The organism is Paenibacillus sp. LPE1-1-1.1, from assembly GCF_040676435.1.
Taxonomy (GTDB): Bacteria; Bacillota; Bacilli; order Paenibacillales; family Paenibacillaceae; genus Pristimantibacillus.
The window spans coordinates 355,699-381,587 of sequence record NZ_JBEGHY010000012.1; the positions used below are offsets into that span (position 1 = coordinate 355,699).

Annotated in this window: 20 protein-coding genes and 1 other annotated feature; of the genes, 15 read left to right on the top strand and 5 right to left on the bottom strand. The window is 49.3% G+C overall.

Annotation, left to right across the window (positions count from 1 at the left end):
- Positions 1 to 35: 35 nt before the first annotated feature.
- From MRBLPE1_RS12270 to ptsP, 3 genes are read left to right on the top strand one after another with little or no spacing between them, the layout of a single operon-like run.
- Positions 36 to 488 carry a PTS sugar transporter subunit IIA gene (locus MRBLPE1_RS12270; protein ID WP_364145631.1) on the top strand — a complete coding sequence of 151 codons (453 nt, stop codon included), beginning with the start codon at positions 36 to 38 and terminating at the stop codon, positions 486 to 488.
- A gap of 22 nt (positions 489 to 510) precedes the next feature.
- Entirely contained in the window at positions 511 to 783 is a 273-nt protein-coding gene (locus MRBLPE1_RS12275) for an HPr family phosphocarrier protein (protein WP_364145633.1), read from the top strand.
- 39 nt (positions 784 to 822) lie between these two features.
- Positions 823 to 2,565, top strand: a complete 1,743-nt coding sequence (ptsP, locus tag MRBLPE1_RS12280) for a phosphoenolpyruvate--protein phosphotransferase (RefSeq protein ID WP_364145635.1) — start codon at positions 823 to 825, stop codon at positions 2,563 to 2,565.
- Positions 2,566 to 2,617: 52 nt separating this feature from the next.
- On the opposite strand, the gene MRBLPE1_RS12285 is transcribed toward ptsP, so the two are convergent.
- From MRBLPE1_RS12285 to MRBLPE1_RS12295, 3 genes are read right to left on the bottom strand one after another with little or no spacing between them, the layout of a single operon-like run.
- Positions 2,618 to 3,766: a DHHW family protein gene (locus MRBLPE1_RS12285; RefSeq protein WP_364145636.1), complete on the bottom strand. Its 1,149-nt coding sequence runs from the start codon at positions 3,764 to 3,766 to the stop codon at positions 2,618 to 2,620.
- Positions 3,767 to 3,787: 21 nt separating this feature from the next.
- Positions 3,788 to 5,179, bottom strand: coding sequence for an MBOAT family O-acyltransferase (locus MRBLPE1_RS12290; protein WP_364145638.1), 1,392 nt, complete (start codon positions 5,177 to 5,179; stop codon positions 3,788 to 3,790).
- 5 nt (positions 5,180 to 5,184) lie between these two features.
- Positions 5,185 to 5,709: a DUF4358 domain-containing protein gene (locus MRBLPE1_RS12295; protein ID WP_364145640.1), complete on the bottom strand. Its 525-nt coding sequence runs from the start codon at positions 5,707 to 5,709 to the stop codon at positions 5,185 to 5,187.
- A gap of 217 nt (positions 5,710 to 5,926) precedes the next feature.
- Here MRBLPE1_RS12295 and MRBLPE1_RS12300 point away from each other — a divergent pair, with 217 nt between their 5' ends.
- From MRBLPE1_RS12300 to MRBLPE1_RS12315, 4 genes are all read left to right on the top strand, one after another.
- Positions 5,927 to 7,036: an ABC transporter ATP-binding protein gene (locus MRBLPE1_RS12300; RefSeq protein WP_364145642.1), complete on the top strand. Its 1,110-nt coding sequence runs from the start codon at positions 5,927 to 5,929 to the stop codon at positions 7,034 to 7,036.
- Positions 7,037 to 7,049: 13 nt separating this feature from the next.
- A complete protein-coding gene (locus MRBLPE1_RS12305; protein WP_364145643.1) occupies positions 7,050 to 8,609 on the top strand; it encodes a glycine betaine ABC transporter substrate-binding protein in 1,560 nt (519 codons plus the stop codon).
- A gap of 233 nt (positions 8,610 to 8,842) precedes the next feature.
- Complete coding sequence (locus MRBLPE1_RS12310; RefSeq protein WP_364145645.1) at positions 8,843 to 8,995, top strand: hypothetical protein; 153 nt, start codon at positions 8,843 to 8,845, stop codon at positions 8,993 to 8,995.
- Positions 8,996 to 9,135: 140 nt separating this feature from the next.
- Complete coding sequence (locus MRBLPE1_RS12315; RefSeq protein WP_364145646.1) at positions 9,136 to 9,507, top strand: carbohydrate ABC transporter permease; 372 nt, start codon at positions 9,136 to 9,138, stop codon at positions 9,505 to 9,507.
- A gap of 11 nt (positions 9,508 to 9,518) precedes the next feature.
- Here MRBLPE1_RS12315 and MRBLPE1_RS12320 read toward each other — a convergent pair whose 3' ends face one another.
- Positions 9,519 to 10,796, bottom strand: coding sequence for a DUF3895 domain-containing protein (locus MRBLPE1_RS12320; protein WP_364145648.1), 1,278 nt, complete (start codon positions 10,794 to 10,796; stop codon positions 9,519 to 9,521).
- 246 nt (positions 10,797 to 11,042) lie between these two features.
- Here MRBLPE1_RS12320 and MRBLPE1_RS12325 point away from each other — a divergent pair, with 246 nt between their 5' ends.
- From MRBLPE1_RS12325 to MRBLPE1_RS12350, 6 genes are all read left to right on the top strand, one after another.
- Entirely contained in the window at positions 11,043 to 11,699 is a 657-nt protein-coding gene (locus MRBLPE1_RS12325) for a pentapeptide repeat-containing protein (protein ID WP_364145649.1), read from the top strand.
- A gap of 283 nt (positions 11,700 to 11,982) precedes the next feature.
- On the top strand, positions 11,983 to 17,835 hold the full coding sequence (locus tag MRBLPE1_RS12330) for an immunoglobulin-like domain-containing protein (RefSeq protein WP_364145650.1): 5,853 nt from the start codon (positions 11,983 to 11,985) through the stop codon (positions 17,833 to 17,835).
- A 164-nt stretch (positions 17,836 to 17,999) separates the two neighbouring features.
- Positions 18,000 to 19,397 carry a threonine synthase gene (gene thrC / locus MRBLPE1_RS12335; RefSeq protein ID WP_364145652.1) on the top strand — a complete coding sequence of 466 codons (1,398 nt, stop codon included), beginning with the start codon at positions 18,000 to 18,002 and terminating at the stop codon, positions 19,395 to 19,397.
- 700 nt (positions 19,398 to 20,097) lie between these two features.
- Positions 20,098 to 20,409: an ArsR/SmtB family transcription factor gene (locus MRBLPE1_RS12340; protein WP_364145653.1), complete on the top strand. Its 312-nt coding sequence runs from the start codon at positions 20,098 to 20,100 to the stop codon at positions 20,407 to 20,409.
- A 1-nt stretch (position 20,410) separates the two neighbouring features.
- A complete protein-coding gene (locus MRBLPE1_RS12345; RefSeq protein WP_364145655.1) occupies positions 20,411 to 20,893 on the top strand; it encodes an SRPBCC family protein in 483 nt (160 codons plus the stop codon).
- Between the two features lie 168 nt (positions 20,894 to 21,061).
- Positions 21,062 to 21,316 (top strand) — a binding site (T-box leader).
- Between the two features lie 92 nt (positions 21,317 to 21,408).
- Positions 21,409 to 23,088, top strand: a complete 1,680-nt coding sequence (locus MRBLPE1_RS12350; RefSeq protein ID WP_364145656.1) for a glutamine--tRNA ligase/YqeY domain fusion protein — start codon at positions 21,409 to 21,411, stop codon at positions 23,086 to 23,088.
- Between the two features lie 195 nt (positions 23,089 to 23,283).
- Here the strand turns inward: MRBLPE1_RS12350 and MRBLPE1_RS12355 are convergent, their stop codons facing one another.
- A complete protein-coding gene (locus MRBLPE1_RS12355) occupies positions 23,284 to 23,814 on the bottom strand; it encodes an acyltransferase (protein ID WP_364145658.1) in 531 nt (176 codons plus the stop codon).
- A 162-nt stretch (positions 23,815 to 23,976) separates the two neighbouring features.
- On the opposite strand from MRBLPE1_RS12355, the gene MRBLPE1_RS12360 reads away from it, so the two are divergent.
- Both MRBLPE1_RS12360 and MRBLPE1_RS12365 read left to right on the top strand, forming a co-directional pair.
- A complete protein-coding gene (locus tag MRBLPE1_RS12360; RefSeq protein ID WP_364145660.1) occupies positions 23,977 to 24,765 on the top strand; it encodes an alpha/beta fold hydrolase in 789 nt (262 codons plus the stop codon).
- Positions 24,766 to 24,786: 21 nt separating this feature from the next.
- On the top strand, positions 24,787 to 25,839 hold the full coding sequence (locus tag MRBLPE1_RS12365; RefSeq protein WP_364145662.1) for a hypothetical protein: 1,053 nt from the start codon (positions 24,787 to 24,789) through the stop codon (positions 25,837 to 25,839).
- Positions 25,840 to 25,889: the final 50 nt, after the last annotated feature.

Genomic DNA, 25,889 nt, shown 5'->3' on the forward strand with positions numbered 1-25,889 from the left:
TTCTAAAACAATTATATATTCAGGAGGAATACACCATGAACATTAACTCTCTTTTGGACGAAAAGGCTATATTTATCCCGCTGGCATCGAATGATAAAAACAGCATTATTGCTGCTATGATTGACGGCCTTGCCGCATCCGGTTCCGTATCGGATAAGGAAGCATACATGAACGCAGTTCTCGCGCGCGAGGGTACGGGCTCGACAGGCATCGGATTCAGCGTAGCGATTCCGCATGGCAAATCCAGCGGTGTCGCGACGGCAGGCATCGCATTCGCTAAGCTATCGACGCCTACGGAATGGCAATCGCTTGACGGAGAACCGGTTAAAGTCGTGTTTATGATTGCCGTACCTGAAGCTGCAGAAGGCAACGATCATTTGAAAATATTAATTGCATTGTCGCGTAAGCTCATTGATTCCGAATTCCGCGAGAAGCTGATGGCCGTCGAGCATTCGGACCAGCTAAAAAGCTTGCTTGAAACGATATAACCAAAAGGGGAGGCCTGACCGCATGTACGCACAAAAAGTAGTCATTCAAAACACTGCCGGCTTTCATATCCGTCCCGCGCAGCTTTTTACTGAAAAGGCAACACAATTTCAATCGACGGTTCTGATCATGCCGGAAGGCACAACTACGGTAGCCGATGCCAAAAGCATTCTTAATCTCATGACGCTGGGTTTGGAAAAAGGGGCCATTATTACGATCCAAGCCGAAGGACCGGATGAAGCGGAAGCGGTCGCGGAGCTTTCCGAGCTGGTAGCAAGCGGATTCGGCGAAGAATAATATCGGCTTGCACGAAGCCGCAGCAAGGAGGAGCGCAAAATGAAGACAGAAACAACCGAGCAGCGATTGACGGGACTAGGCGTATCGGAGGGCATACGGATAGGCAGGGCTTTTGTCTATAAGCCATTAAAGCTTGAAGACATCAAAGAGAGCAAGACCGAGCAGCCGGACCAAGAGCTGGCTCGCTTGGAGCAGGCCAAAGCGCAATGCGTTGTGGAGCTCACCGCACTCATTGAACGCGCTAAGCAGACGCTTGGCGAAGAAAAGGCCGCGATCCTGAAAGGTCAGGTTAGCTTCTTGAGCGATCCGGCATTTTACCCGCCGATGCAGAAGCTCATCCAAACCGAGCAATGGTCGGCCGAAGCCGCGGTCAGACGTATCGTTAATCAGGTAGCCGGGCTGTTCGAAGCGATGGCGAGCGAATACATGCGCGAGAGAGCGGCTGACATACGAGATGTCGGCACCCGTCTGATGACGCAGCTTGTAGGGCATCAAGGCGCACGGTTGTCCGATATAACGAGCGAGGTCATCATTGTTGCCGACGACCTGACACCTTCGGATACGGTTCAATTGGATAAACAATATGTGCTTGGCTTCGTAACCCGCATCGGAGGCAAGACGTCTCATACCGCGATTCTCGCGAACTCGCTGGGGATCGCTGCCGTACTCGGATTAGGCGAGGCGATCGAGAAAATCCGGCATGGGGAAGAAATGATTATCGACGGTTCGACCGGCGAATGCGTTCTGTATCCGGCGGAGTCCACGAAGGAAGCATTCGCGGCTGCATTTGCCGCTGAACAGCTGGAGCAGGAAGGCTTACAAGCATATCGTGACCTTGCTGCCGTAACGAAGGACGGTTTCGCCTTCGAGATTGCCGCGAATATCGGAACACCGCAGGAAGCAGCGGGTTTGCTGGAGAAGGGCGCGGAGGCCATCGGCTTGTACCGGACCGAATTTTTGTTCATGAGCACCTCCCAGATGCCTTCCGAGGAGATTCAATTCGAGGCTTACCGCCAAGCGGCGGAAGCCATGCAAGGACGCCCGGTCGTTATCCGTACGTTGGATATCGGAGGGGATAAGGAGCTGCCGTACCTTCAGCTGCCCGAAGAGATGAATCCATTTCTCGGCTATCGCGCGATCCGTCTTTGCCTGGATCAGAAGCAGCTGTTTCTCACGCAGCTGCGGGCCATTATTCGGGCCGGAGCGTATGGCAACGTAAAGATCATGTTTCCGATGATTTCGGGCATGGACGAGTGGCGCCAAGCCAAGGCGTTGTACGAAGAGGCTCGCGAGCAGTTAATTAACGAGGGAGCGAGCATTGGCGAAGCGATTGAAATCGGCATTATGATCGAAATTCCTTCCGCCGCGCTGATAGCGGACCGCTTGGCCAAAGAGGTCGATTTCTTTAGCATCGGCACGAACGATTTGGTACAGTATACGGTTGCGGTGGACCGGATGAATGAGAAGGTCTCTTATTTGTACGATTACTTCCATCCGGCTGTTCTGCAGCTTATTAAGACGGTCATTGACGCTTCGAATAAACATGGCAAATGGACGGGTATGTGCGGCAGCATGGCAGGCGATCCGCTTGCTGCTCCGCTGCTTGCCGGTCTCGGTCTGCATGAATGGAGCATGTCGCCTTCGGCTGTGCATCGTATCAAGCAGACGGTTAGGAAGCTCGATCACAGCGCCTGCGTACAGCTGACCGAACGGCTCCTCGATATGGATACGCCGGCAGAGATCCGTTCTGAGCTTGCGGCTTTTCTGAAGCTGGAGCAATAACTTTTTTTATTTTGAAAAGGAGCAGCCAACACGGCTGCTCCTTTTTTGCTTATCAATACTTCAATTTCAGTAAATTACGCTCCGAAACAAAAGTCGTCGTATTAAAAAGCATCAATACCTCTTTTATTCCGTTTTCTTTCATATAATCGCTGATGCTGCCATTATAGTAACGGATATCGATAACATGGATATCCTGCACATGCTGTGTCAGGAAAGGGAGGAAGCTATGCGCGTAGGAGTCTTTGATGACGAGCAGCTTATCCAGGTCTATTTTGTCAGGAGGAAGCTCGCTGTGAAGCGTCATAAGCGCGTGCACGCCGCCGAGAAAATACGAATATTTATCTTTTTTGGCCAGATAGCCCGGATCATACATGCTCGGCACCGTTTTGTCCGTATCGGCAATATACATGTCTGTTTGAATACCGCTTTTGTCTTTGTAGGCTTGGATGGAATCGGGTTTTAAACCGCTGAACTGGCTGCGTGTATGATAACTGCCTAGAAACGAGTCGGTGACCGTCTCAATATTGAAGTCATCCTCGGGAACGGGCGTCCAGCCCATCTGCCCGGCATAAGCCGCATAAGCAAGGTAAGCGCCGTAGGTGGTCCAGTGGTGATCCGTCTTATAATAAATGGGCTTGTCGCCGTCGGCTGCTGCACTAAGAAAATCAAAGCCGTCCATGAAGGACATGCTGCCTTGCACCTGCTTACCGATAAAGCCGTTGACTTCTTTTTGCGGATAAGCGTCAGCCAGCCAAGGCAAACGCTCGGGATATAAGCCGATAGAGGTTGGAGCCAGTATGAAGGTAATGCTCGCATCCGGATGGTTTTGCGCATATTTCTTCAACGCGGCTGCATATTCCTTGATTTCCGTCTCATTCGGTTTGCTCAGCTTCTCGAATAAATAGCCATCCGAGCCTTTATAGATGCCGTTGTTTTCCTGCTGCAGCCGAAGCTGCTCGAGCACGGATTTAGTCCATACCCAACTTGTCCGGAAAGGGAAATGATCGGTCACATAGTTTTCCGATTCTTCGGAAAATGTCTTGGACCAAATATGATCCCAAGTAAGCTTGGGAGCTTTCTGAAGCGTGCGGTTCTCCATGTCGGAGAATGCTTGAACAGGCAGAATGAAAAATAATAGAGGCATGGCGAACAATAGGCTGACGAAGCCCCAGACATAAGCGCGATCCGTTTTTTTGCTCATAGCTGCGAGCCTCCTTTTTCTTTAAAAACGGAAATATAAGAACGGATTAAACGTTGCATCGACTAAATAAGCGACCGACATGAGGAAGAGGACCGCATGCCAGCCAAGCTCTATAACCGGTCCGAAGCCGCGGATTTTTTTGATTTCGTTGCGCCTCGGCATGGAAGCAAGGACCAACAGCACGAGCAGGACAGCGTTCGTGTATAACAAATACAAAGATTCATTGTTCCACAGCGGCTGATGGTTCGCGCCGAACATCGCGGCAAAATAACCCCCCATATCCTGTAAATCCACAAAAGCAAAGAACACCCAGCCGATTAAAATTAGAAACAGCGCGTACGCATGCCGAATCCATGCGGGCAATCGCTGCAAGAGCTTCAAGCCGAACCATTTCTCCAAGACGAGAACGACGCCGAAATACAAACCCCAAAGCAGGAAATTCCAGCTTGCGCCATGCCATATGCCTGTAAGCAGCCACACGATCATAATGTTGCGGAGCTGCTTCCACGGGCCCTTCCGGTTGCCCCCAAGCGGGATATACACATAATCTCTAAACCAAGTGCTGAGCGAGATATGCCAGCGCCGCCAGAAGTCGGTAATGCTTTGCGCCGTATAGGGCCGATTAAAGTTTTCGTTGAACCGGAAGCCAAACATCATGCCGAGACCGATCGCCATATCCGAATACCCGCTGAAATCAAAATAAATTTGAAAGGCAAAGGCGATTATGCCGAGCCATGCGGTCAAGACGGGCATCGTGTCCGTGCCGGTACTTGAAATGGTATTCCAAAGCAGCCCGATATTGTTGGCAAGCAGCACTTTTTTGGCCAAACCGATTATGAACCGTCTTACGCCTTCGGCGAACATTCCGGTGTCGACGGTACGATGCCGCAGCTGCTCGGCAATGGTCGAATATTGAACGATAGGACCTGCAACCAGCTGCGGAAACAAAGCGACGAAGGTGCCGAAATCGAGCCAATTGCGCTGTGCCTTAGCCGTACCCCTATAAACGTCAATAATATAGGACATGGATTGAAACGTATAAAACGATATCCCGATAGGCAGTGCCAGCTCGGTTAACGGGATTTGCGTACCCAGCCATGCGTTCACGTTCTGAATGAGAAAATCAGCGTATTTAAAATAACCCAGCAGGGTCAAATTGACGATGACGGAAGCGACGACAATCCATTTCCGCTGCAAGCTGCTTCGCTTCGGATGGCTTAGAAGCAGCCCGAAGCCGTAATCCGTTACCGTGGAGAGCAGCATGATCGCAATGTATACAGGCTCGCCCCATGCGTAAAAAATGAGGCTCGTTACGAATAAAACAAGGTTTTTTATTCGCCACGGGGATACAAAGTAAAGCAGCAGCACAGCAGGCAGAAATAGAAAGAGGAAGAGTAGGCTGCTGAATACCATACTCGTTATTTTTGCTCGAAGAAAGTATCGAACTCACTTACGAATTGATCGGCTTGTTCGGAGATTACGAAAAAGACATAGCTGCCTTTCGTTACGAGCTTATAGTTTTTGGCGATTTCGTATTGATCCTGCAGATAGGTTTCGAACATTTTTTGAACGTCGCCGGCACGCTTCTTAATGCCGTCTTCGACTGCCGCGATATCCTTGGCATCCTTCACTTTAAAAACAGCCATTTCATTCGTTTTGATATTCATCATCGGCGACATAATCGTATATTGTTCAAGCAAAGCAGGGTCGATATCGTACATTTGCTTAACCATATCGCCGGTCATTTCGATTAATGCTGGCTGCTCGATTTTGGCCAGCATGCCGTCAACCATTTCTTTGGTCGTTTTAGTCGTAACGGCCTGTTCCTCTTTATTTGCGGATGTATTGTTGTTAGCGGTGTTATTCGAGTTTGCTCCGGAGCAAGCGGTCAGCACCAATCCCAGCGCAATAACGAGCATAAAAGCAAAATAATTTTTTTTCATCACATTCAATCTCCTCGGTGTCCTATTTTTTTGTTTTTCAAAAGGTAAAAACGGTAATGAATCCGTTAATGTTGCAGTTAATTTATGATGTTAAAAAATAACTTCCGCCATGCCATTCAAGAATCAGTTCATTTGATGCAGTGGTATATATCGTATAGAAAAGAAACACAAGGTCAAAATAACAGAAATTCTATCCTGACTAACACGAGGTGTCTGATTGATACAATTCACAAATGTGACGAAACGATACAGTGACGGTTCGACTGCGCTAAAAGGCATTGATCTAGAGATTAAGGAAGGAGAACTTATTACCTTAATCGGACCGAGCGGCTGCGGCAAGACGACGACGATGAAAATGATTAATCGCCTTGTCGAACCAACCTCCGGCCAAATCTTGATTGGAGGAAAGGATATTTCCCGCATAAACCCGGTCGAGCTGCGAAGAAATATCGGTTATGTCATCCAGCATATTGGTTTATTTCCGCATATGACGATCAAAGAAAACATAGCAATCGTACCTAAACTAAAGGGAATCGAAAAAAATTCCTATGAACAGAGAATTGACGATCTCATGGAAATGGTTGGACTTGATCCCAGTCAATATCGGGATCGATACCCTGCGGAGTTGAGCGGAGGCCAGCAGCAGAGAATTGGAGTCATTCGTGCGCTTGCGGCAGAACCGTCGATTATTTTAATGGACGAGCCTTTTAGCGCGCTGGATCCGATTAGCCGGGAACAGCTGCAGGATGAATTGATACATTTGCAGGAGGAAGTTAAGAAAACGATTGTCTTCGTATCGCATGATATGGATGAAGCGCTAAAAATCGCCGACCGTATCGTGTTGATGAAAGACGGGGAAATCGTTCAAGCAGACACGCCGGACCGCATCCTGCGCCGCCCCAAAAATGATTTCGTACGAACGTTTATTGGAGGCAATCGGTTGAATGAATCAGAGCAGCTGACGGTGGACGATGTAATGGTTCAAAATCCGGTGACGATCTCCATGACGCGCGGTCTGGCTCACGGGGCAAAGCTAATGAAGCAATTCCGGGTGACGAGCTTGCTCGTAACGGATAAGAACCGGTTTTTGAAAGGCATCGTGACGAAAGAGCTGCTCGCGGAGCAGTACCATCACGAAGATTTAACCCTCCAAGACATTATGAAATCCGATATTCAGACTGTACAAACCGGAACAGGAGTGGCTGATGCTGTGGAACTTATGAGGCAGCATGGCTTGTATAGCTTGCCAGTGGTACATCCTAACGGCTTGTTGGCGGGCCTTGTCACCAATTCTAGTCTAATTGATGCTCTGCTTAAGCAGATTTGAAGGAGAGTTAGCCATGAGTCTTTGGCATGTGATTATAAGCAGGCAAGAGGACATTTACCGCGCGACAATGGAGCATATCGAGCTTTCGTTTATCGCTCTTTTAATCGCGATCGTGATTTCGATTCCCGCAGGGCTGCTGCTGACTCGTTTTCCGAGGTTGGCTGCACCGGTGATTGGTGTAGCTTCCTTGTTTCAGACGATTCCCAGCTTAGCCTTGCTCGGCTTTATGATTCCGATTCTCGGAATAGGGATGTTTCCGGCCATCGTTGCTTTGACCGTCTATGCCCTGCTGCCCATTCTGAGAAACACGTATACCGGCATCATGAACGTGGAGAAGCCGATCAAAGAAGCCGGGATCGGTATGGGGATGACAAGCATGCAGGTCATGCTGAAGGTGGAGCTGCCGCTTGCATTGAGCGTAATCATGGCAGGTATACGTACGGCGACCGTTATGCTTATTGGCGTAGCTACGCTGGCATCGCTTGTCGGTGCGGGAGGTTTGGGGGATTTAATATTCCGGGGGATCTCGACGGTCAATACCGAATTGATTTTGGCGGGCACAATTCCCTCAGCTTTATTAGCGCTCCTCTTTGACTACTTACTGGGATGGATGGAGAGAGCCGTTACTCCGAAGGGCTTGCGTACGCGCAGTAAAAGACCATCCAAGTTTTTCAAAGGATTGAAAATAGGACTTGGTACAGCACTGATTGTCGCAATATTGGCAGGAATCGTGGCGAAGGGTAATCCGTTCGGTTCTGATTCAATCGTTGTCGGCGGTAAAAATTTTACCGAACAGGATATTTTGACTCATATGATGGCGACCTTAATTGAACAGAAGACAGATTTGAAGGTCGTGCGCAAGCCTTTCCTTGGAGGATCCCAGGTGACACATAATGCCTTGATCAAAGGAAATATTGATATATACCCGGAGTATACGGGAACAGGGTGGACCTCCGTCCTTAAGGAGCAGCCAATCGGAGGTAAGCCGGAGGAAACATACCGAAGGGTAAAGGAAGCCTATGAGCAAAAATTCAATATCACTTGGCTGAAGCCGATTGGTTTCAACAATACATATACACTTGCTATGAAAAGGGAGCGTGCTGAACAGGAGAAAATCGAAACGCTGTCGGATTTGGCGAAAAAATCACAGTTATTTACATTAGGCGCCACTCACGAATTCCTGGAGCGCCCGGATGGATACCCGGGGCTGCAGCAGGCCTACGGTATGAAGTTCAAGGAAGTGAAAGGGCTGGATCCCGGGCTAACCTACAGCGCTGTGAAAGAAGGAACGACGGATGCGAATGACGCCTTCTCTACGGACGGCCGCATCGAAGCATTCAATCTCAAGATAATCAAGGATGACAAACAATATTTTCCACCCTATTACGCTGTACCTATCATCCGCTTGGAGACACTTCAAGCACATCCTGAACTTGAGGAAGTACTGAATCTTCTTGCTGGCAAAATTGATGATCGTATGATGTCGGTGCTGAATGGCAAAGTGGATCTGGAAGGACAACAAGCTCGTGTCGTTGCCGAACAGTGGTTGAGGGATGAGGGATTGATCGAATAAATTGCTTCGTAGGTAGTTGCCTTCCATTTCTAAAATTAGACACCTTTATTGTTTGCATGGTTGATAGACACCTCTATGACATCAAACAATAAAGGTGTTTTTCTTTCAAGAGAGAGAAATTTTTATATCTATCCCAACCACCTCAAGTTTCGTGTTAAACTGTAGCTTCAAAAGTTGATTTATTTAGTAAAACTAGTAAAAAAAGAAGCATATTCTGCTCAGGGGGACAACGGGTGAACGTGTACAATCGGCTAAAACGATTCGAATGGTTCCGCAACCGATTAATCCGCAATAAGATTACGCATGTCCACGTTCCGCTTATTATTATTCCTCTTGTCGGTATATCCGCTCGTGTGGATGATCTTTTATTCTCTGAAAAACAATGATGAAATTTTCGTAACGAACCCATTCGGCCCGCCTATGCATCTGCGTTTTGAGAACTACGTAGAGGCATGGTCGAAATATAACGTACCGGTTTATTTTATGAACAGCTCCTTATATTGCCTTTAACATTTCATTTGCTTCCATGTTGTTTTACGGCTTCTTCCGCAGCATTCCTATTGAGATGGAAGAGTCGGCCTGCATTGACGGAGCGAGCATTTACCGGACATTCTTCAGTATTATGCTGCCGATCATTAAGCCTGCGCTCGCTACGATGGTTATTTTTATTTTTCTGAATTCATGGAATGAATTTACGATGGCCGTCATTCTGATTACCAAAGAAAGCTTGAAGACGCTGCCGCTTGGCCTGCTGTTTTTCCAAGGGCAATTTACGACGGATTGGGGCGCGATAGGAGCGGCGATGACGATTGCCAGCCTGCCGACGGTGCTGATCTACATCCTGTTCAGCGAACAGGTCGAGAACGCGCTTACCGTCGGCTCGGCTGTAAAAGGTTAAGCTTAAGCTCTCTATTCGTTCTTTTTATAGACGCGATCCTCGGAATCGCTGCTCACAAGCTCGCATTGGCCAGCTGCGGCAAGCTTGTCCATGTAAGCGGCAACGGCGATATAAATGCCGGGCTTGCCGGTAGACATCCGCGTGTCCTGAACGAGCTTTTGCTCGATGAGGAAGTTGGAGATGGCAAGGGTGCTGATGCGGCCGTATTTGATGGCATCATCCACGACGTGCTGGGCTGAGGGAGACAGATAGAAGGGGCTTGACCGCTTCGCATCCGAGCTGCTTACCTCGTTTTCTCTTCGCGCGGCGGCGCCGAGCTTCCTGCCGGCTTCCTCGAAAGCGGACGCATCCCGACTTTGATTCGCCGGATTCTCCGATGGCTCGTCGAACAGGAACGAGCCTTGGCTTTCTTCCTCTTCATCAAAGACGAAGGCGCCTTGGCTGCCGTTTGATGCTTCGAAGACGAAGGCCGCTTGGCCGCCGTCCGTTTCCCCAAAGCTGAAGGCCCCCTGGACAGCATCGTATTCTCCAAAATGAAAGGAGCCTTGATCGGCGCCCTGCTTATTGCTTTCAGTAGCAGGCTCGCTGTTTTTCTCCTTGCCTTCGTCTTTCTGGATGCTCTCCGCCTCGGGGAAGTCAGGCTCATCCTCTTCGGAGGCTGATTGATCGAAGTAAGTTAAAGCGGCTGCCAGCCGCTTTTTTCTGCTTGCAACATCAAGCTCATGCAGCCTTCTGCGGATACGGGCAAGCTGCCTATCGAGCAGAGGAAGCTTGGCATCGATATGGGCCTGAATATCAGGCGGAACGTCGAGCTCGGCCGGCAGCGGCAGAAAAAGATGCTGATCCAGCTGCCAGCCATCCCGGAACTTGCTAAGCACCTCGTTCATTTCGCCGTCCAGCACATCGAACCCCTTCATGATATCCGCGATGGCTTTCGCATCGATCCCCGTATGCAGCTGCAGATGCTCGATGCCGAAATAGCGAATCGTGTTCGACGGCAAATGCAGCACCTGGTGCTGGTAGCGCAGCGAACGTCCGCATTCGCATTTCGTATGCGGCGAAACCTCGCCGCTGTCGGTGAAGCCGATATAGTCCCATTCCTCGATAAATGCCGCAATATCCTCAAACTGCGCATCCTCGGGGATAAACTGGCATTTTTTTCGCGCAAGCTGCCTCGCAAACAACGTTCTTCTGCCTCTGACAAGCTCATGATGCATGAAATGGCGTTGTTCCTCTGACAGCTGCCCCATGATGTGATCGCGCTGCTCCAGCGTCATTTCATATTTCATAGCGCACCTCCATATGTATAGCATAATCCTCTTATACGAGCATTGCGGCACCGCAGAGGTTGCTTTCCTTTTACAGTATTAATTTCTTCATTATAGATGGGGCTGGTCAATAAGTCATCAGAGAGCTGCTTTGAAGCAAGACCGGAAGCGAAGGAATGCCATCGAACAGGCCGGTGTAATCGTATATAATGGGAATTAGGTTCAGCGGCCGGCAAAGGAACTGCCGCAGGGGGAGGTATTTGCTAGATGTCCAGCAAGGAAAAAAAGCTTGATGCGCCTAAAATTCCGGACGGTCTCACGGCATTGACGGTGCCGGATTACGAGTGGGCGGATGAGTATGAGATAAGCGACAGCATCATTGAGGATAGCGGCATTCATAACCAATCGGCTTATAAGGCATGCTTCGATAGAGTGGTGTTCCAAAATGTCGTGTTCCGGGCCGTAAGCTTACGGAAAGCTGAATTTACGGATGTTCGGTTCGTCAATTGCGACTTATCGAATATTGATTTGAGCGAAGTCATTTTGCACCGCGTATCCTTTCAGAATTGCAAGCTGCTCGGCATGGATATTACGGGTTCGACGCTGCGCAACGTATGGTTCGAGCAATGTTATGCGGATTATGCCGTCCTTCGTTTCTCCAATGCGAAGGGAGTTAAGTTCGAGAAAACCTCGCTTGCCAAAGCAGACCTGTCCAATATGACATTATCCAACTTTTATTTGAAAGAAGCCAATATCGACCAAGCGCAGTTTTCGCAGACTAAGCTTGGCGGCATCGATATCAGCAGCTGCGAGTTTAACAGCCTGGGGGCAGCGCTCGAGGATTTGCGCCGCTGCATCATATCGCCGGCGCAGGCGATTACGTTTGCCACGATTTTTGGGCTGGTCGTGGATGACGGCCTCTAAATGCTAAAGCAATAACCGTTCTGGAAAATGAGCGGGAATGACACCTGCCTGCCGGCAGGTGTCATCTTTTTTTGTGAAACGGGCGGGTGAAAAAAGTGAACCTTAGTGAACATAGCTGTGTAGACCGCAGTGAAATACGAGGGTATGAATGGAGTTCATTGCCGTTTATATTGTTCAGTTGAACAAGGAGACCATCTTCGATATCATTCGTGTTGACGTTCTGCCATCCTAGTTGTAAGCGCATTCAGAATGAGCGATCAACATGCTTGAAGGAGGAATACGATTGTTTAAACAGAAGAAATGGTTGTCTTTGGCGCTGTGCGTCTCGATGTTCGCGTCGTTTCTAACCTCATTGGCGCCCGCATATGCAGCGAGCGAAGGACAGGGAACAACGGCAGCCGAGTTTACGGAGCAGGAGCTGAAGGATAACGACTACATTCTTTATTTCGTAAATGCAGGGGACCCGACTCCGGCAACTGCTGAGGGCTCGGATAAGCTCGGTCTATACAGCTCCGTAACAGAAAAGGTGTACGGCGTTGATCCGGTTACATCCAAAGCATGGGGCCTGGTCACGGCAACGAGCGCGACAAGCGTAAGCGATGCCTCGGCAAAATCGGGCTCATTGAGATATTACAACGGAACACAAGTGAGAGATAAGGCTCTGGCCTACGACTTCGAGCTTCCGCCCGGCGAATATGACGTGACGTTCGGCTTCAAAAATCCGTGGAGCGGACGAAGCGTTAATCTGCTGCTGGAAGGAAACAACGTATCGGGCGGCGATTTCGCGATCGGCGGCGACGGGGCGGAGAAGGCCGTCACTTACCGGAAGATCAGCGTAACGGACGGACAGCTGAATGTGCGCATTCAAGGGCCGGCAGCCGCCGCGCTCACAAACCATAATGATCCGCTGGTGAGCTATTTGATCATTAGGCAGAACATTACCGTTCCGCTCTCTGAATTGGACATTCAAATCGCCGCTGCGGAAGCAGAAGCGTCAAATACGGATTACACGCCATACAGCCTTGACGAGCTGAACCGTGTCATTCAAGAGAGCAAAACGCTGAAACAGACGCTTTCGAGCGGCAGTGCCGAGATCACGGAGCCCGCGGTACAGGAGCAGATCGTCGCGGCTATCGCTGCTTTAAAGAAGGCGATATCGGAGCTTGCGGTTAACGAGCCGTACGATTCGTTCACGCCTGGCGCGGTGTGGCGGGATACGAACGGCGCAGTTATTCAGGCACATGGCGCTGGCATGATGTACGATGAGGAAACGCAGACTTATTACTGGTACGGCGAGGATAAAACAAACGGTTATTTACCGGCCAGAGGCGTGCGCGTCTATGTCTCGAAGGATTTGTACAACTGGGAAGACAAAGGACTTGCGCTGACCGCGATTGAATCGGCGGATGATTTCATTAACGATCCGCTCATTTCCGGGCTGTATGAAGGCAGAACGGATCAGGCGGATATTTTGAACGATATCGGCACGGACCGGATTATTGAGCGGCCGAAGGTCATTTATAACGACAAAACAAAAAAATACGTAATGTGGATGCATACGGACGGCCCAAGCGCGACGTCAACAGCCAACTATGCGAAAGCTGAAGCGGGCTACGCGCTCAGCGATTCGCCGCTCGGACCGTTCGTCTATCAGGAGAGCCATCGCATGGATCGCGCTCCAGCGGGCGCAACCGATGACGGTCAGCCCAATCAGCCGGGCATGGCACGCGATATGACCTTGTTCAAAGATGATGACGGAACGGCTTACTTGGTGTATTCGAGCGAGGAAAACCTGACGATCTATATTTCCAAGCTCAATGATTCTTACACCGACGTCGTGGGCTGGCACAAAGACGGCAACGAAGAGCGCGATACGGAATACAAGGCGGTTCACGGCGTGGATTATGTTCGCGTATTTCCGCTTGCCCAGCGCGAAGCGCCCGCTTTGTTCAAATATCAAGGCAAATACTACATGATTACATCCGGCGCGACCGGCTGGGCTCCGAACGTGGGCAAATATACGGTTGCGGACAATATTATGGGACCGTGGAAGGCGATGCGTGATGTTGCGCCGGGCAGCTCCACGACCTTTGGCTCGCAGAGCACGCAGGTAATTCCGGTCGATGCGGCTGCAGGGAAGTTCATTTATATGGGCGATCGCTGGAACCAAAATGATCTGGCAAATTCCCGTTACATCTGGCTGCCGATTGAGTTTGGCCAAAATGACGAGATTGCGCTCCGTTGGCATGAGGAATGGTCGCTGGATTTATTAGATGGCATGGGGAAGGTAACGGTGAATACAACGCTCCCCGCCAGCACAACAATCGGGACAGCACCAACGTTCCCCAGCACCGTTAACGTGACCTTGTCGGACGGAACGAGCAAGGATACGCCGATTGCATGGAGCCTAAACGCAGCGGTCTTCCAGAAGCCGGGCACGGTGCGGATCAGCGGGACGCTGACAGAGCTGTCGAATAAAAAAGTAGAGCATCAAATGTACGTCATTCCGGAAGGCAGCGCCTATTTCGTCCATGCTGGCGGTGCGGAGACAGCCGATTATAAGGACATCATAGCCTTGATGGGCGAGGAAAACGTACTAAACGGCAACGCAATCGATCAGAAATACGACCCTGCGAACAACCAAAGCTGGGGTTATGTCGGGGATAATACGCTGGCATCGGGAACGAGCAGCGGTGATATTTTCACGTCCCTGCGCTATTTGAAGGGCAATTCCGGCGATGATTTATCGTACCGGTTTGATATGGATAACGGAAATTACGATGTATATGTCGGTCTATATGATCCATGGTCCCAATATTCCAACGGGCAGCGGATCGCCGACATTATTTTGAACGGGACGGTCAAGACAAGCGGCTACGTCTTCACGGCGGCAAGCGATGTAATGAGCTATGGCAATGTAGCCGTTGATGACGGGAAGCTGGAGCTGACGGTTCATCGCTTGGCAAACGCGGGCGCATCCAGCTCCGATCCGCAAATCAGCTGGATTATGATTACGGAAAGCACAGGCGGCGTAGTAGATCCGCCCCCATCCTCCGAGTCGGAGCTGATCGTGCATTATGATATGAGCGATGTGGACGGAGCGGCGGTAAAGGACAAGACAGGCCAGCATGACGGCAAATGGGTAAATCCGGAGAACGCGGAGTGGCTTAAGTCCGATACGGCGGGAGCAATCAGCTTCGCGGGAGGCAGCACAAGCTCCTATATCGAAATGCCGCAGGGTATTTTGGAGGGCTTGACGGATGTTACCGTGTCGGCGCTCGTTAATTGGAACGGCAAGAACGGAGCGGAATGGCTGTTCGCGCTTGGGCAAAATGATACCCATTATTTGTACATGACGCCTAAATATAATGCTGACAGCACGGCGCGCCTCGGAATCGCCACCAATGGCTGGCGCAATGAAGCATCGACCAAAGCGCCGGCGCTGCAGTCCGGCAATTGGAAGCTTGTCACAGCGGTCATGTCCGGAACGGACGGCAAGCTGACGCTTTATATCGACGGCGAGGTGGTATCTTCCAGCACGGCAGGGGGTTTTACGCTCGATCAAATCAAAAAAGCTGCAGGCACAAGCGGATATATCGGAAAATCCTTTTATGCGGGCGATCCTTACTTTGGCGGAATGGTTGCGGATTTCCAAATCTATGACGGCGCATTGCTGGCTTCCGAAGTGAGCGGGTTGATGGAAGCGGCGAATCTAAAAGCGGCAAGCCTGGAAGGGCTGCTCGTAGAGCATGCGGCCGATCAATTGGAAGCGGCGAATTTTCTTGGCGATAATGCAAGCAAAGACGCTGTTCGGACAGACCTGATTTTGCCGGCGCAGGGTGCTAGCGGTACGACGATTACTTGGCAGTCGGCGAACGAGGCGGTTATCAGCTCTGCAGGCAAGGTTACAAGACCCTCATCGGACGCGCAAAATGAAGCCGTTGTGCTGACAGCCATCGTGACGGACGGGAAGTCGACAGCGGCAAGAACCTTTTCCTTCACGGTGCTGAAGCAGCTGAATGCTGGCGAAGCGGTTGCGAAGGATACGGCAGCCTTGATGATTTATAACGTCCATGATGTACGGGGCAATCTAACGCTGCCGACGGCAGGCGAGAATGGAACGGCCATTACATGGACCTCGGAGAAGCCTTCGGTAATCACGACAACGGGCGAGGTGAAACGGCCGGCCCATGGCAGCGGAGACACGACGGTCAGGCTGACGGCCGCCGTTGCGAAAAACGGCGTTACGCTGACGAAGGCTTTTGCGGCAAACGTAAAGGAGCTTCCGAAGGACGAGGCTTATGCAGGGTATATGTTCAGTTACTTTACGGGTGAAGGCACCGCGAACGGCGAACAGGTTTATTTCGCGCTAAGCGAGGGCAACGATCCGCTCCACTGGCAGGAGATGAATGAGGGCGAGCCTGTCCTGAGCTCAGGATTAGGGGACAAGGGCGTCCGCGATCCGTTCATCATCCGCTCCCCCGAGGGAGATAAGTTCTATTTAATCGCAACGGATTTGAAAATGAACGGAAGCGGCGACTGGAACGCGGCACAGACGAGCGGCAGCCGTTCAATCATGGTATGGGAGTCGCATGATCTTGTGAATTGGTCTGAGCAGCGCATGGCTGAGGTATCTCCTAAGGAGGCCGGCAATACATGGGCACCGGAAATCATTTATGATGATTCGACTGGAGAATATGTCGTATTCTGGGCTTCAAGGCTTTTCGAAGACGAGAACCATACCGGCAGCAGCTATCAGCGCATCATGTATGCGAAGACAAGGGATTTTTACACCTTTACGGAGCCTGAAGTGTATATGGATTACGGTTATTCCATTATCGATACCACGATGCTTCAGCATGCGGGCAAGGTTTACCGATTCACGAAGGATGAACGCAATAACTCGTCGGAGACGCCAAACGGGAAATTTATTTTGCAGGAGTCGGGAAGCTCGATCTTTGACCCGGCGTTTAATTTGATCAAAGAAGGCGTAGGCAAAGGCGCGATCAGCCGCGGCGAAGGCCCAACCGTGTTCAAGTCGAATACGGAAGAGAAATGGTATATGTTCATCGATGAGTTCGGAGGCAGAGGGTATGTGCCGTTCGAGACGACGGATTTGGACTCGGGTGAATGGACGCTGTCCGCTAGCTACGAGCTGCCGGCAAGCCCGCGGCACGGCACCGTCATTCCGGTCACGCAATCCGAATACGAGCAGCTGCTGGCTAACGTTCCAGCAATTGAGCAGCCGAATACCGACATCCGCGTAACGGGCTTAGCCTTGGATAAGCAATCCATTACGCTTAAACAAGGGGAGCAGGCGCAGCTATCGGCGGCAGTCGCTCCGCTGGATGCGGCCAATAAGACAGTCCTTTGGTCGAGCACGCAGGAGGGAGTCGCTTCCGTGAACGGGGCAGGCGTTATTACGGGCGTGACGGAAGGTACGGCTGTTATCACCGCGACGACGGCGGACGGCGGGTTTATCGCCGTAGCGACCGTGACCGTGGAGAAGAAGGCGGCGCCTGGCGGAGAGACGACACCGACGCCGACGCCGACGCCGACGCCGACGCCAAGTCCGACACCAAGCCCAAGCACAGAGCCGCAGCCGAGCTTCTCGGATACGGCCGGGCACTGGGCGGCTGCTTCCATCAATAAGCTTGCGGAGCAAAGCATACTGGGAGGTTTCCCGGATGGCAGCTTCAAGCCTGACAAACAGATGAGCAGAGCGGAATTCATGGCGGTTATGTACAGATTGCTCGATTTGAATACCGAAGACGGCGACGCCGGCTTTGAGGATATCTCATCTGCGGCCTGGTACAGCAAATACGTGAAGGGCTTATCCGAAGCGGGAATCGTAACCGGCTTCGAGGACGGCAGCTTTAAGCCGAACCAAGAGATGACGAGAGAGGAAGCTTTCGTTATTTTGTACAGGGCGCTTAAGGAACGGCTGGTAACGCCGATCGACGCGAACAAGCCGGTCTTTACGGATGAAGCGGGCGTTTCGGACTGGGCGAAGGAAGCTATATCAGCTTTGACGGAGTCCGGTTTCATTAAAGGCTACGAGGACGGCACCCTGCGGCCAAAAGAAAAGATTAAGCGCGCCGAAATTGCGGCGATTGTGGCAAGCTTTATGAAATAAGGTTGATTATGAAAGGCATCCTTAAGTTTAGGATGCCTTTCGTTTATTTTATGGGAACAAAAATGATATACTTGTGAAAAGAATCGATTATTATGGAAAACGATGATATGATTTAAATAACGAAATAGGGCGATAATTGCGCGCATGTAGGAGGCTATTTACAAATGGAGTACATCAGTACAAGAGGAAATGTCGGCAAGATAGGTTTTATCGATGCTTTTATGATGGGCTTGGGCAACGATGGAGGCCTGCTTGTTCCGAATGAAATTCCGGTTATTTCGGCAGCAACCTTAAAGGAGTGGCAGGAGCTTAGCTATCAAGAGCTTGTGCTTGCCATTTTCTCGTATTATACGAACGGTGAAATTCCAGAGCAGGATCTTAAAGATATGGTGTACGCGAGCTATTCAACCTTCCGTGATCCGGAAGTAACGCCGGTGCGCAAATTGAAGGATGATCTGTATTTGCTGGAGCTTTTCCACGGCCCAACCTTTGCTTTTAAAGACATTGCCCTGCAATTCATGGGTCAATTATATACGTACGTGGCAGCCAAGCAAAACAAAAAAATCCATATTCTCGGAGCAACCTCCGGCGATACGGGCGCTTCGGCAATCGAGGGCGTTAAAGGCAAGAACGGCATTAAAATTTGCATCCTGCATCCGCATGGCAAAGTAAGTAAAGTGCAGGAGCTTCAAATGACGACGGTTCAGGAAGATAACGTGCTGAATCTATCGGTAGACGGCAACTTTGACGATTGCCAGCGCATGATCAAGGATCTGTTCGCTGATCTCGACTTCAAAGCGAGCAACCATTTGGCTGCGATTAATTCCATCAATTTCGTGCGGATTTTGGCACAGACCGTATATTATTTCTACGCTTACTTCCAGGTCGCGAAGCAAACGGATGCGAAGCAAGTAAACTTCAGCGTGCCAACCGGCAACTTCGGTGATATTTTTGCGGGCTACTTGGCGAAGCGTATGGGCCTTCCTGTCGGCAAGCTGATTCTGGCTACCAACGAGAACAATATTTTGGAGCGCTTTATCTTGGAGGGCGTGTATAAGCCGGGCGATTTCCGCAGTACGTACAGCCCGTCGATGGACATTCAAGTGGCAAGCAACTTTGAGCGTTACTTGTATTACGTGCTTGGTGAGGATGCCGCGCAAATTCGCACGCTGATGGACCAGTTCAAGGCGGAGGGACAAATCGTCATTTCCGGTGAAGCGCTGAACAAGGTGCAGGCGGAATTCGGCGCGCATGGCGTCCAAGGCCAAGAGTGCTTGAGCACCATTAAAAAATACGAAGCGGAAAACGGCTATCTGCTTGATCCGCATTCGGCTTGCGGCGTGGCTGCGGCTGACAAATACAGCGATGACAAGGAAATCACGGTATCGCTCGCAACGGCGCATCCGGCAAAGTTCAATGAAGCAATCGAGCTTTGCGGCATCGAGCAGCAATTCCCTGAACAAATCACGTCGTTATTTAACAAAGAGCAGCGCCAGACTCGCGTAGACGGATCGCTTGCTGCGGTAGTCAGCGAGCTAGAAGCGTTTTATAACGCTAAATAAATAGGAAATAGCCGTAAAAGCGGCAGCCAAGGGAGCAATCCTGAGGCTGCGGCTTTTTTGTTTGCAAAGGCGCCCAAACGAAAAAGGTGGCGTAAGCGCAAATGTGTTCTTACAGCGCCCTAAGTAACGTTTACTGGTGACTGTAAACCGGGCTGTAAGAACCTATAGGTTCTTAAGTTGCCGTGAAGCATGCTATCCATGCGCAAAAGGTGGTCATAAGCGCAAATGTGTTCTTACAGCGTCCAAAGTAACGTTTACTGATGGCTATAAGAACCTATAGGCTCTTAAGTTGTCATTTAGCATGCTGCTACACGCACAAAAGGTGGCTGTAAGAGCATATGTGATCTTACAGCGTCTAAAGTAACGTTTACTGATGGCTGTAAGAACCTATAGGTTCTTAAGTTGTCGTTTAGCATGCTGCTACACGCACAAAAGGTGTCCGTAAGCGCAAATATGTTCTTACAGCGTCCAAAGTAACGTTTACTGATGGCTGTAAGAACCTATAGGTTCTTAAGTTGCCGTTTAGCGTGCTGCTACACGCACAAAAGGTGGCTGTAAGAGCATATGTGATCTTACAGCGATAAAAACAACTTTTTCGAAATTGGTTTTTATCTATATTTCATAGAGAAACATGAACGAATCCGTGCATCATACCTGTATATAACTTTACAGAAATATAACTAAATGGTAATATAAACGCATGAAAAACAACAAACTATTTGAAGTGCTGGCTGAACCCCATCGGAGAACGATTCTGGATTACTTGCGTGAGCAGGAGCGCTCCGTTGGGGAGCTTGTAACGATATCGTCGCTGAGCCAGCCCGGCGTTTCGAAGCATTTGCGCATATTGCGCGAAGCAGGACTCGTTACCGTGCGAAAAGAAGCGCAGAAGCATATGTACCGTCTTAATGCGAAGCCGTTAGAGGAAATACAGGATTGGCTGACGCCTTATCGGACATTTTGGTCGAACAAGCTGGATGATTTGGAGAGGGTACTCGATGAGGAGGAATAATATGCTGGCGGTTATACAAACGGTTGAAAATGGTTATGAGGTTCGTTTTGAACGTCATTTGAAGCATTCTGTCGAGAAGGTATGGTCATGGCTTACGGATAACGATAAGCTTGCAAAATGGTTTTCTGAGCTTAGCGTCGACGACCTGCGTGAGGGCGGAGTCATTAGGTTCGATATGCAGAACGGAACATTCGAGGAACTTGAGATTTTGGAGCTTAAGCTGCATGAAGTGCTAGAATATACATGGGGCGAGGACCGTGTTCGCTTTGAATTATATCCCGAGCCGGGCGGCTGCCGCTTGGTATTAACGGAGAAGCTTACGAAAGTTACGGATCACACGCCAAGGGATATCGCAGGTTGGGACGTTTGCTTGGATGTCATCGAGGTGCTTCTGGATGGCAGGACGATCGAATCCCGTAAAGACATATGGCAGGTCAAATACGAACAGTACGTACAAGCTTTCAATAAGATCACGAAGGATTAAAATCCTAAATCTATAAAGCTGACGGTAGCCGCATTTTACAAAAAAAGCTTCACTTTCGTCACCGATTGCGAATAGGAGGAATAAAATGCAAGCAGTTTCCTTCGCTGCACTTTGGATGAATAACCATTTGCAGTATGCGAAAGGATTTGTTAACCTATATGCAATATAAAAAAGGCGATGACGAGAAGAGTAAATAAGCGGATTCCTTCACAGAGAACCCCGGCAGCTGAAAAGGGGCGAGGAAAAACTTATCGAAACAAGTCTCTGAGCATCACATCGGAACCTGGACAAGGGGGATGCTGTGACAGGAGCTCCTGTTATAGAGCTAGAGTATAAGCATCCATAGGTGCCGTACTTGAAGAGGTTAATATGGCGACATATTAATGAATCTGGGGTGGTACCGCGAAAAATTTCGTCCCCAAGACGCGAAGTCTTGGGGGTGGGATTTTTTTTTATTTTCGCAGGTGAACAACGGCTTTTAAGACGAATATTAACCTAACTATGGAGGTTTAACTATGAGTCATGATATGGAACCGGCCGCGGACCATTTTTTGGACAAAATCATTAAAGAGGATATTCAAGCGGGAGTCTTCTCCCGTGAAATCTGTACTCGTTTTCCGCCGGAGCCGAACGGATACCTTCACATTGGCAGCGCCTATGCGATTCACACCAACTATACCATCGCGCAAAAGTATAAGGGGAGCTTCCATCTGCGTTTTGACGACACGAATCCTTTAAAGGAGGATATCGAATATGTGAATGCCATTATTGAAGATATCGAGTGGTTAGGCTATAGCCCGGGACGCCATATTTATTATGGCTCGGATTATTCGGATGCCATTTATAACGCTGCCGTTACGTTAATTAAGAAAGGGAAAGCTTATGTTTGCGATCTATCGCCGGCAGAGGTGACGGAGTACCGGGGAACGCTTACGGAGCCAGGCAAGGACAGCCCGTACCGTAACCGTACCACGGAAGAAAACCTGCAGTTGTTTGCAAACATGAAGAACGGTGAGTATGGGACGTCCTCCAAGGTGCTTCGGGCGAAAATTAATATGAGCGCTCCGAATATGAACCTGCGGGATCCCGTCATCTATCGCATTATCCATTCGGAGCATTACCGGACGGGAAATCAATGGTGCATTTATCCGATGTATGATTTTGCCCACCCGATACAGGATGCCATCGAGGGCATCACGTACTCGTTATGCTCCATTGAGTTTAAAGACCATCGTCCTTTGTACGAATGGGTATTGCATGAGCTGGCGTTTGCGGAGCCGCCAAGGCAACGGGAGTTCGGAAGGCTGAATATAACCGGCGCAGTAACGAGCAAACGTTATTTAAGGCAGCTGGTGGAGGAAGGGCTTGTAGATGGCTGGGACGATCCGAGACTGCCGACGATCCGTGGGCTTAGAAGAAGAGGCTTTACGCCGGAGAGCATTCGAAACTTTATTAGCGAGATTGGGATGATTAGAGCTCAGAACTCGGTTGACATTGCCATGCTGGAGCATGCGGCAAGACAGGATTTGAAAGCGAAGGTCAAGGGTGCCATGGCCGTGCTGCATCCGCTAAAGGTGGTCATAACCAATTATCCGGAAGGCCAAACGGAGCTGCTTATGGTAGATAACAACAGCGAGAATGAGGCGCTGGGCAAACGGGAAGTCCCTTTTTCCGGAACCCTTTACATCGAACGGGATGATTTTATGGAGCAGCCCTCCAAAGGATTCCATCGCTTAACGCCGGGCACGGAGGTTCGGCTTATCGGCGCTTATTTCATCAAATGCGAGGAAGTCATTAGGGACAACGAATCAGGTTACGTCATTGAGCTGCGCTGCACGTATGACCCGGAAACGAAAAGCGGAACGGGATTTACCGGCCGCAAGGTGAAAGGGACCATTCATTGGGTGTCCGCAGCTCATGCAATGCAAGCTGAGGTGCACTTGTACGACCGTCTGCTGCTTGATCATGTATCACCTGCGGATGAAGGATTTAGCTGGGAAAGCGCCTTTAACTCTGCATCGTTCATCGCCTTAAAAGACTGCATGATCGAACCGGGCATGAAAAATCAAAAGCCGGAGGATAAATGCCAATTTTTGCGTCATGGTTATTTTATCGTTGACCGGAAGCATACGACGGAGAAGAAGATGGTATTTAACCGCATAGTACCGCTGAAGGATACGTGGAGAAAAAATTAACGGCATGCATACTGGATTGCACTAATCGCGGTTGATAAGCAATCAAGCTAACTTAAAAAGAACGGACCCGCCGTCGATAATCGACCAAGCAGGGCCGTTCTTTTTATTGGATTACAACTCCAAGCCTGTTCCTTGTTCGAAATGAAAGGTACCATCGCCCTGGAAGTTTGCCGGCTAAGGCAGGCTTTCTTATTTTTAATCTCTAACCCAGCCATCTTCGATTTCCAGTTCGCGAATGACTTTTGCAGGGCTTCCGCCGACCAATACATTGTTAGGAACATTTTTATTCACGGTACTCTTGGCCGCGATAACGGAATTATCCCCAATAGTGACGCCCGGAAGAATGGTGCAATCCGCTCCAATCCAAACGTTATTCCCAATGGTTATTCTTTTGCTGAGCTCACCTTTATCGCTAGAATCTATACGGTGGTAATTACTATCGAATATACTCGTTCTTGGGCCAATCTTAACGTTATCTCCAATAACGATTTCTTTGTTAGCAGCAATTCCCACGCCTGCATTCACGTACACATTGTCCCCGAATGTCAAGTTCGCACCCTTGGTGCTGGTGATTTGGACTGCCCATGGATGACCTACTATGGAAAGGTTCTTTCCTACCTGGATGGCTCCGAGTTTATTGACGAACACTTTTCCGCGCAGCTTTGGAGCGGCCTTCCCGAATTTATAGAGTCCTTTCAGTTTGTACAGTACCGTGCTAAACGCCATATAATAGCCTCCGATTTCTAATAGTACGCTTTTCGAATATTATATCAGAAAATAAAGAGGTTTTTCGAGTGAAGTTATTCAAAACGAATAATATTTAACTAAAAAATGATATTAAAATGGTAAATGTAACCTGCTTTTAGTAAGGGCGTATCAATAATGTGGTTGCAATCAAAAAAAGTGAGGTGCAGTACATTGCCGATAGAGAAAGCTAAAATGGAAACTTCAAAAGGGAAGCTGCAATATAATAGTAGCGGAAACGGTAAACCGAATATCGTTTTGATTAACGGCGGTTCGGGCCCAATCGAAGGCTGGATGAAAATATTGCCGGAAATTTCGGAATCGTCATCTGTATTTTCTTATAATCGTTTTGGTGTTGCAGGCAGTGATCGGCCGAAAGAACCCCAAGACGGAATAACGATTGTCGAAACCTTACGGGAGGCATTAACCAAAGCGGGATTCGAACCACCTTTCTTGCTGGTTGGCCATTCCTTAGGGGGATTATATGCAAATTTATATGCCCGGCTTTACCCAAACGAGGCAGCAGGCATTGTTTTTTTAGAATCAAGCCATCCGAAAGATATAAACCTTGATCAATATCAAGGCAAGGTGGTAAAAACGATCAACAAGCTGTTCACCCTATTTGATTCCTTGTCTTCCCATAAACAATACAACGAAGTTAATTTTGTAAAAAGAACGGTGGACCAAATTCATCAAACAGGCCGTTTTCCGGAAATCCCTTTATATGTGGTTACAGGCGAAAAAGAAAATCGTATGATGCCAGAGGAAGTTCGTAAAATACGATTGGAGAATCAATTGGATTTGCTTTCGTTATCAAGATACAGCAAACATATTATCGCAGAAAAAAGCGGGCATTTTCCTCAATTGTCAGAGCCGAGAGTCGTCATTGATACGATCAAAGCTGCCGTGGAACAAATAAAAGAAGCAAAATAAGGAGGCTTGGTTATTACGCTCATGATTAGGCGAGTCCTTACTGCAGCGGTTCTGATGCTTCTGCTCCTGCCGGCAGCGGCTAATGCTAACGGAGGCCCATTGTATGAACCGGCAAAAGGCCATGGCCAGCTGCAGCTGGATGAAAATTCTGACATCAGCCTGGTTCGCGAGAAGGTTGTTTTTAGCATCGATAATAGCAATGACCGTCATCAAAGCCATGCGGAAATTAACGTTCAGTATGAGCTTTACAATAACTCCGATACGGATAAGGAAGTTGATGTTTTATTTCTAACGCCTTCCACAGAGGCATTAACCGTAACGGAAGGGGACAAGCAGATCGAGACGAGTCCGACTCCCGAAGGCAAGCCTGTGAACTGGCATGCTGCGTTCAAAAACACAGTGACGGATCCGTTAAGCGGCAAAGCGCTTCGAATCGGAAGTTACGGATCAGACCGTAATCAAGCCATTGGGACGCGAATCCCGCTCAGCTTTGGGCCGCATGAGAAGAAAAACATAGTCGTGCGGTACGAAGAGGACGGCGGGATATATGAGAAAGGCGTTATCAATACCATCTATTCACATCTTTATTATCTTACGCCTGCCGAGTTTTGGGAGGGTGAGCCGCAGGTGGAGCTGGAAATACAGCTTCACGCGCCGGGCGGAAAGCTGTATTCGAATCTTCCGATGGAGCAGGTCGGCCCGAAAGTATTTAAAGCCGCATTTAACCATTTACCGAGCGAGGACTGGTATTTTTCATATCTTTATCCGAATAGACTGCTGTTTCCAACGAATATCGAGAAGGATCATAATCTTCTCATTATAGGGACGGCCGGAGCGCTGACTGTCATTGCGGCAGGTTTTGCGCTTTTATTTAAAAAAAGCATGGTATTTACGGTCAGTATGCTTGGGATTTTGGGATTTACGGTGTATTATATTTCGAGGATGGGTGGTTATCCGTTTAATGCCATCTTTGTGGCATTTACCGATATTGTTGTAGGCGCGGCGCTGCTATTATGCGATACGCTTGTTCGAAAAAGGATCCGTAAACGCAGAGACAGGAATAAAACCGTTTAGCCGCCGGCATATCTCTTTTAAAATAGAGCGATTCGACGTAAACTGTAGGA

Excerpts from the sequence above, each read along its gene's own strand:
- MRBLPE1_RS12270 (WP_364145631.1), top strand. The coding sequence starts at position 36 with ATGAACATTAACTCTCTTTTGGACGAAAAGGCTATATTTATCCCGCTG.
- MRBLPE1_RS12275 (WP_364145633.1), top strand. The coding sequence starts at position 511 with ATGTACGCACAAAAAGTAGTCATTCAAAACACTGCCGGCTTTCATATC.
- ptsP (WP_364145635.1), top strand. The coding sequence starts at position 823 with ATGAAGACAGAAACAACCGAGCAGCGATTGACGGGACTAGGCGTATCG.
- MRBLPE1_RS12285 (WP_364145636.1), bottom strand. The coding sequence starts at position 3,766 with ATGAGCAAAAAAACGGATCGCGCTTATGTCTGGGGCTTCGTCAGCCTA.
- MRBLPE1_RS12290 (WP_364145638.1), bottom strand. The coding sequence starts at position 5,179 with ATGGTATTCAGCAGCCTACTCTTCCTCTTTCTATTTCTGCCTGCTGTG.
- MRBLPE1_RS12295 (WP_364145640.1), bottom strand. The coding sequence starts at position 5,709 with ATGAAAAAAAATTATTTTGCTTTTATGCTCGTTATTGCGCTGGGATTG.
- MRBLPE1_RS12305 (WP_364145643.1), top strand. The coding sequence starts at position 7,050 with ATGAGTCTTTGGCATGTGATTATAAGCAGGCAAGAGGACATTTACCGC.
- MRBLPE1_RS12315 (WP_364145646.1), top strand. The coding sequence starts at position 9,136 with ATGTTGTTTTACGGCTTCTTCCGCAGCATTCCTATTGAGATGGAAGAG.
- MRBLPE1_RS12320 (WP_364145648.1), bottom strand. The coding sequence starts at position 10,796 with ATGAAATATGAAATGACGCTGGAGCAGCGCGATCACATCATGGGGCAG.
- MRBLPE1_RS12325 (WP_364145649.1), top strand. The coding sequence starts at position 11,043 with ATGTCCAGCAAGGAAAAAAAGCTTGATGCGCCTAAAATTCCGGACGGT.
- thrC (WP_364145652.1), top strand. The coding sequence starts at position 18,000 with ATGGAGTACATCAGTACAAGAGGAAATGTCGGCAAGATAGGTTTTATC.
- MRBLPE1_RS12340 (WP_364145653.1), top strand. The coding sequence starts at position 20,098 with ATGAAAAACAACAAACTATTTGAAGTGCTGGCTGAACCCCATCGGAGA.
- MRBLPE1_RS12345 (WP_364145655.1), top strand. The coding sequence starts at position 20,411 with ATGCTGGCGGTTATACAAACGGTTGAAAATGGTTATGAGGTTCGTTTT.
- MRBLPE1_RS12350 (WP_364145656.1), top strand. The coding sequence starts at position 21,409 with ATGAGTCATGATATGGAACCGGCCGCGGACCATTTTTTGGACAAAATC.
- MRBLPE1_RS12355 (WP_364145658.1), bottom strand. The coding sequence starts at position 23,814 with ATGGCGTTTAGCACGGTACTGTACAAACTGAAAGGACTCTATAAATTC.
- MRBLPE1_RS12365 (WP_364145662.1), top strand. The coding sequence starts at position 24,787 with ATGATTAGGCGAGTCCTTACTGCAGCGGTTCTGATGCTTCTGCTCCTG.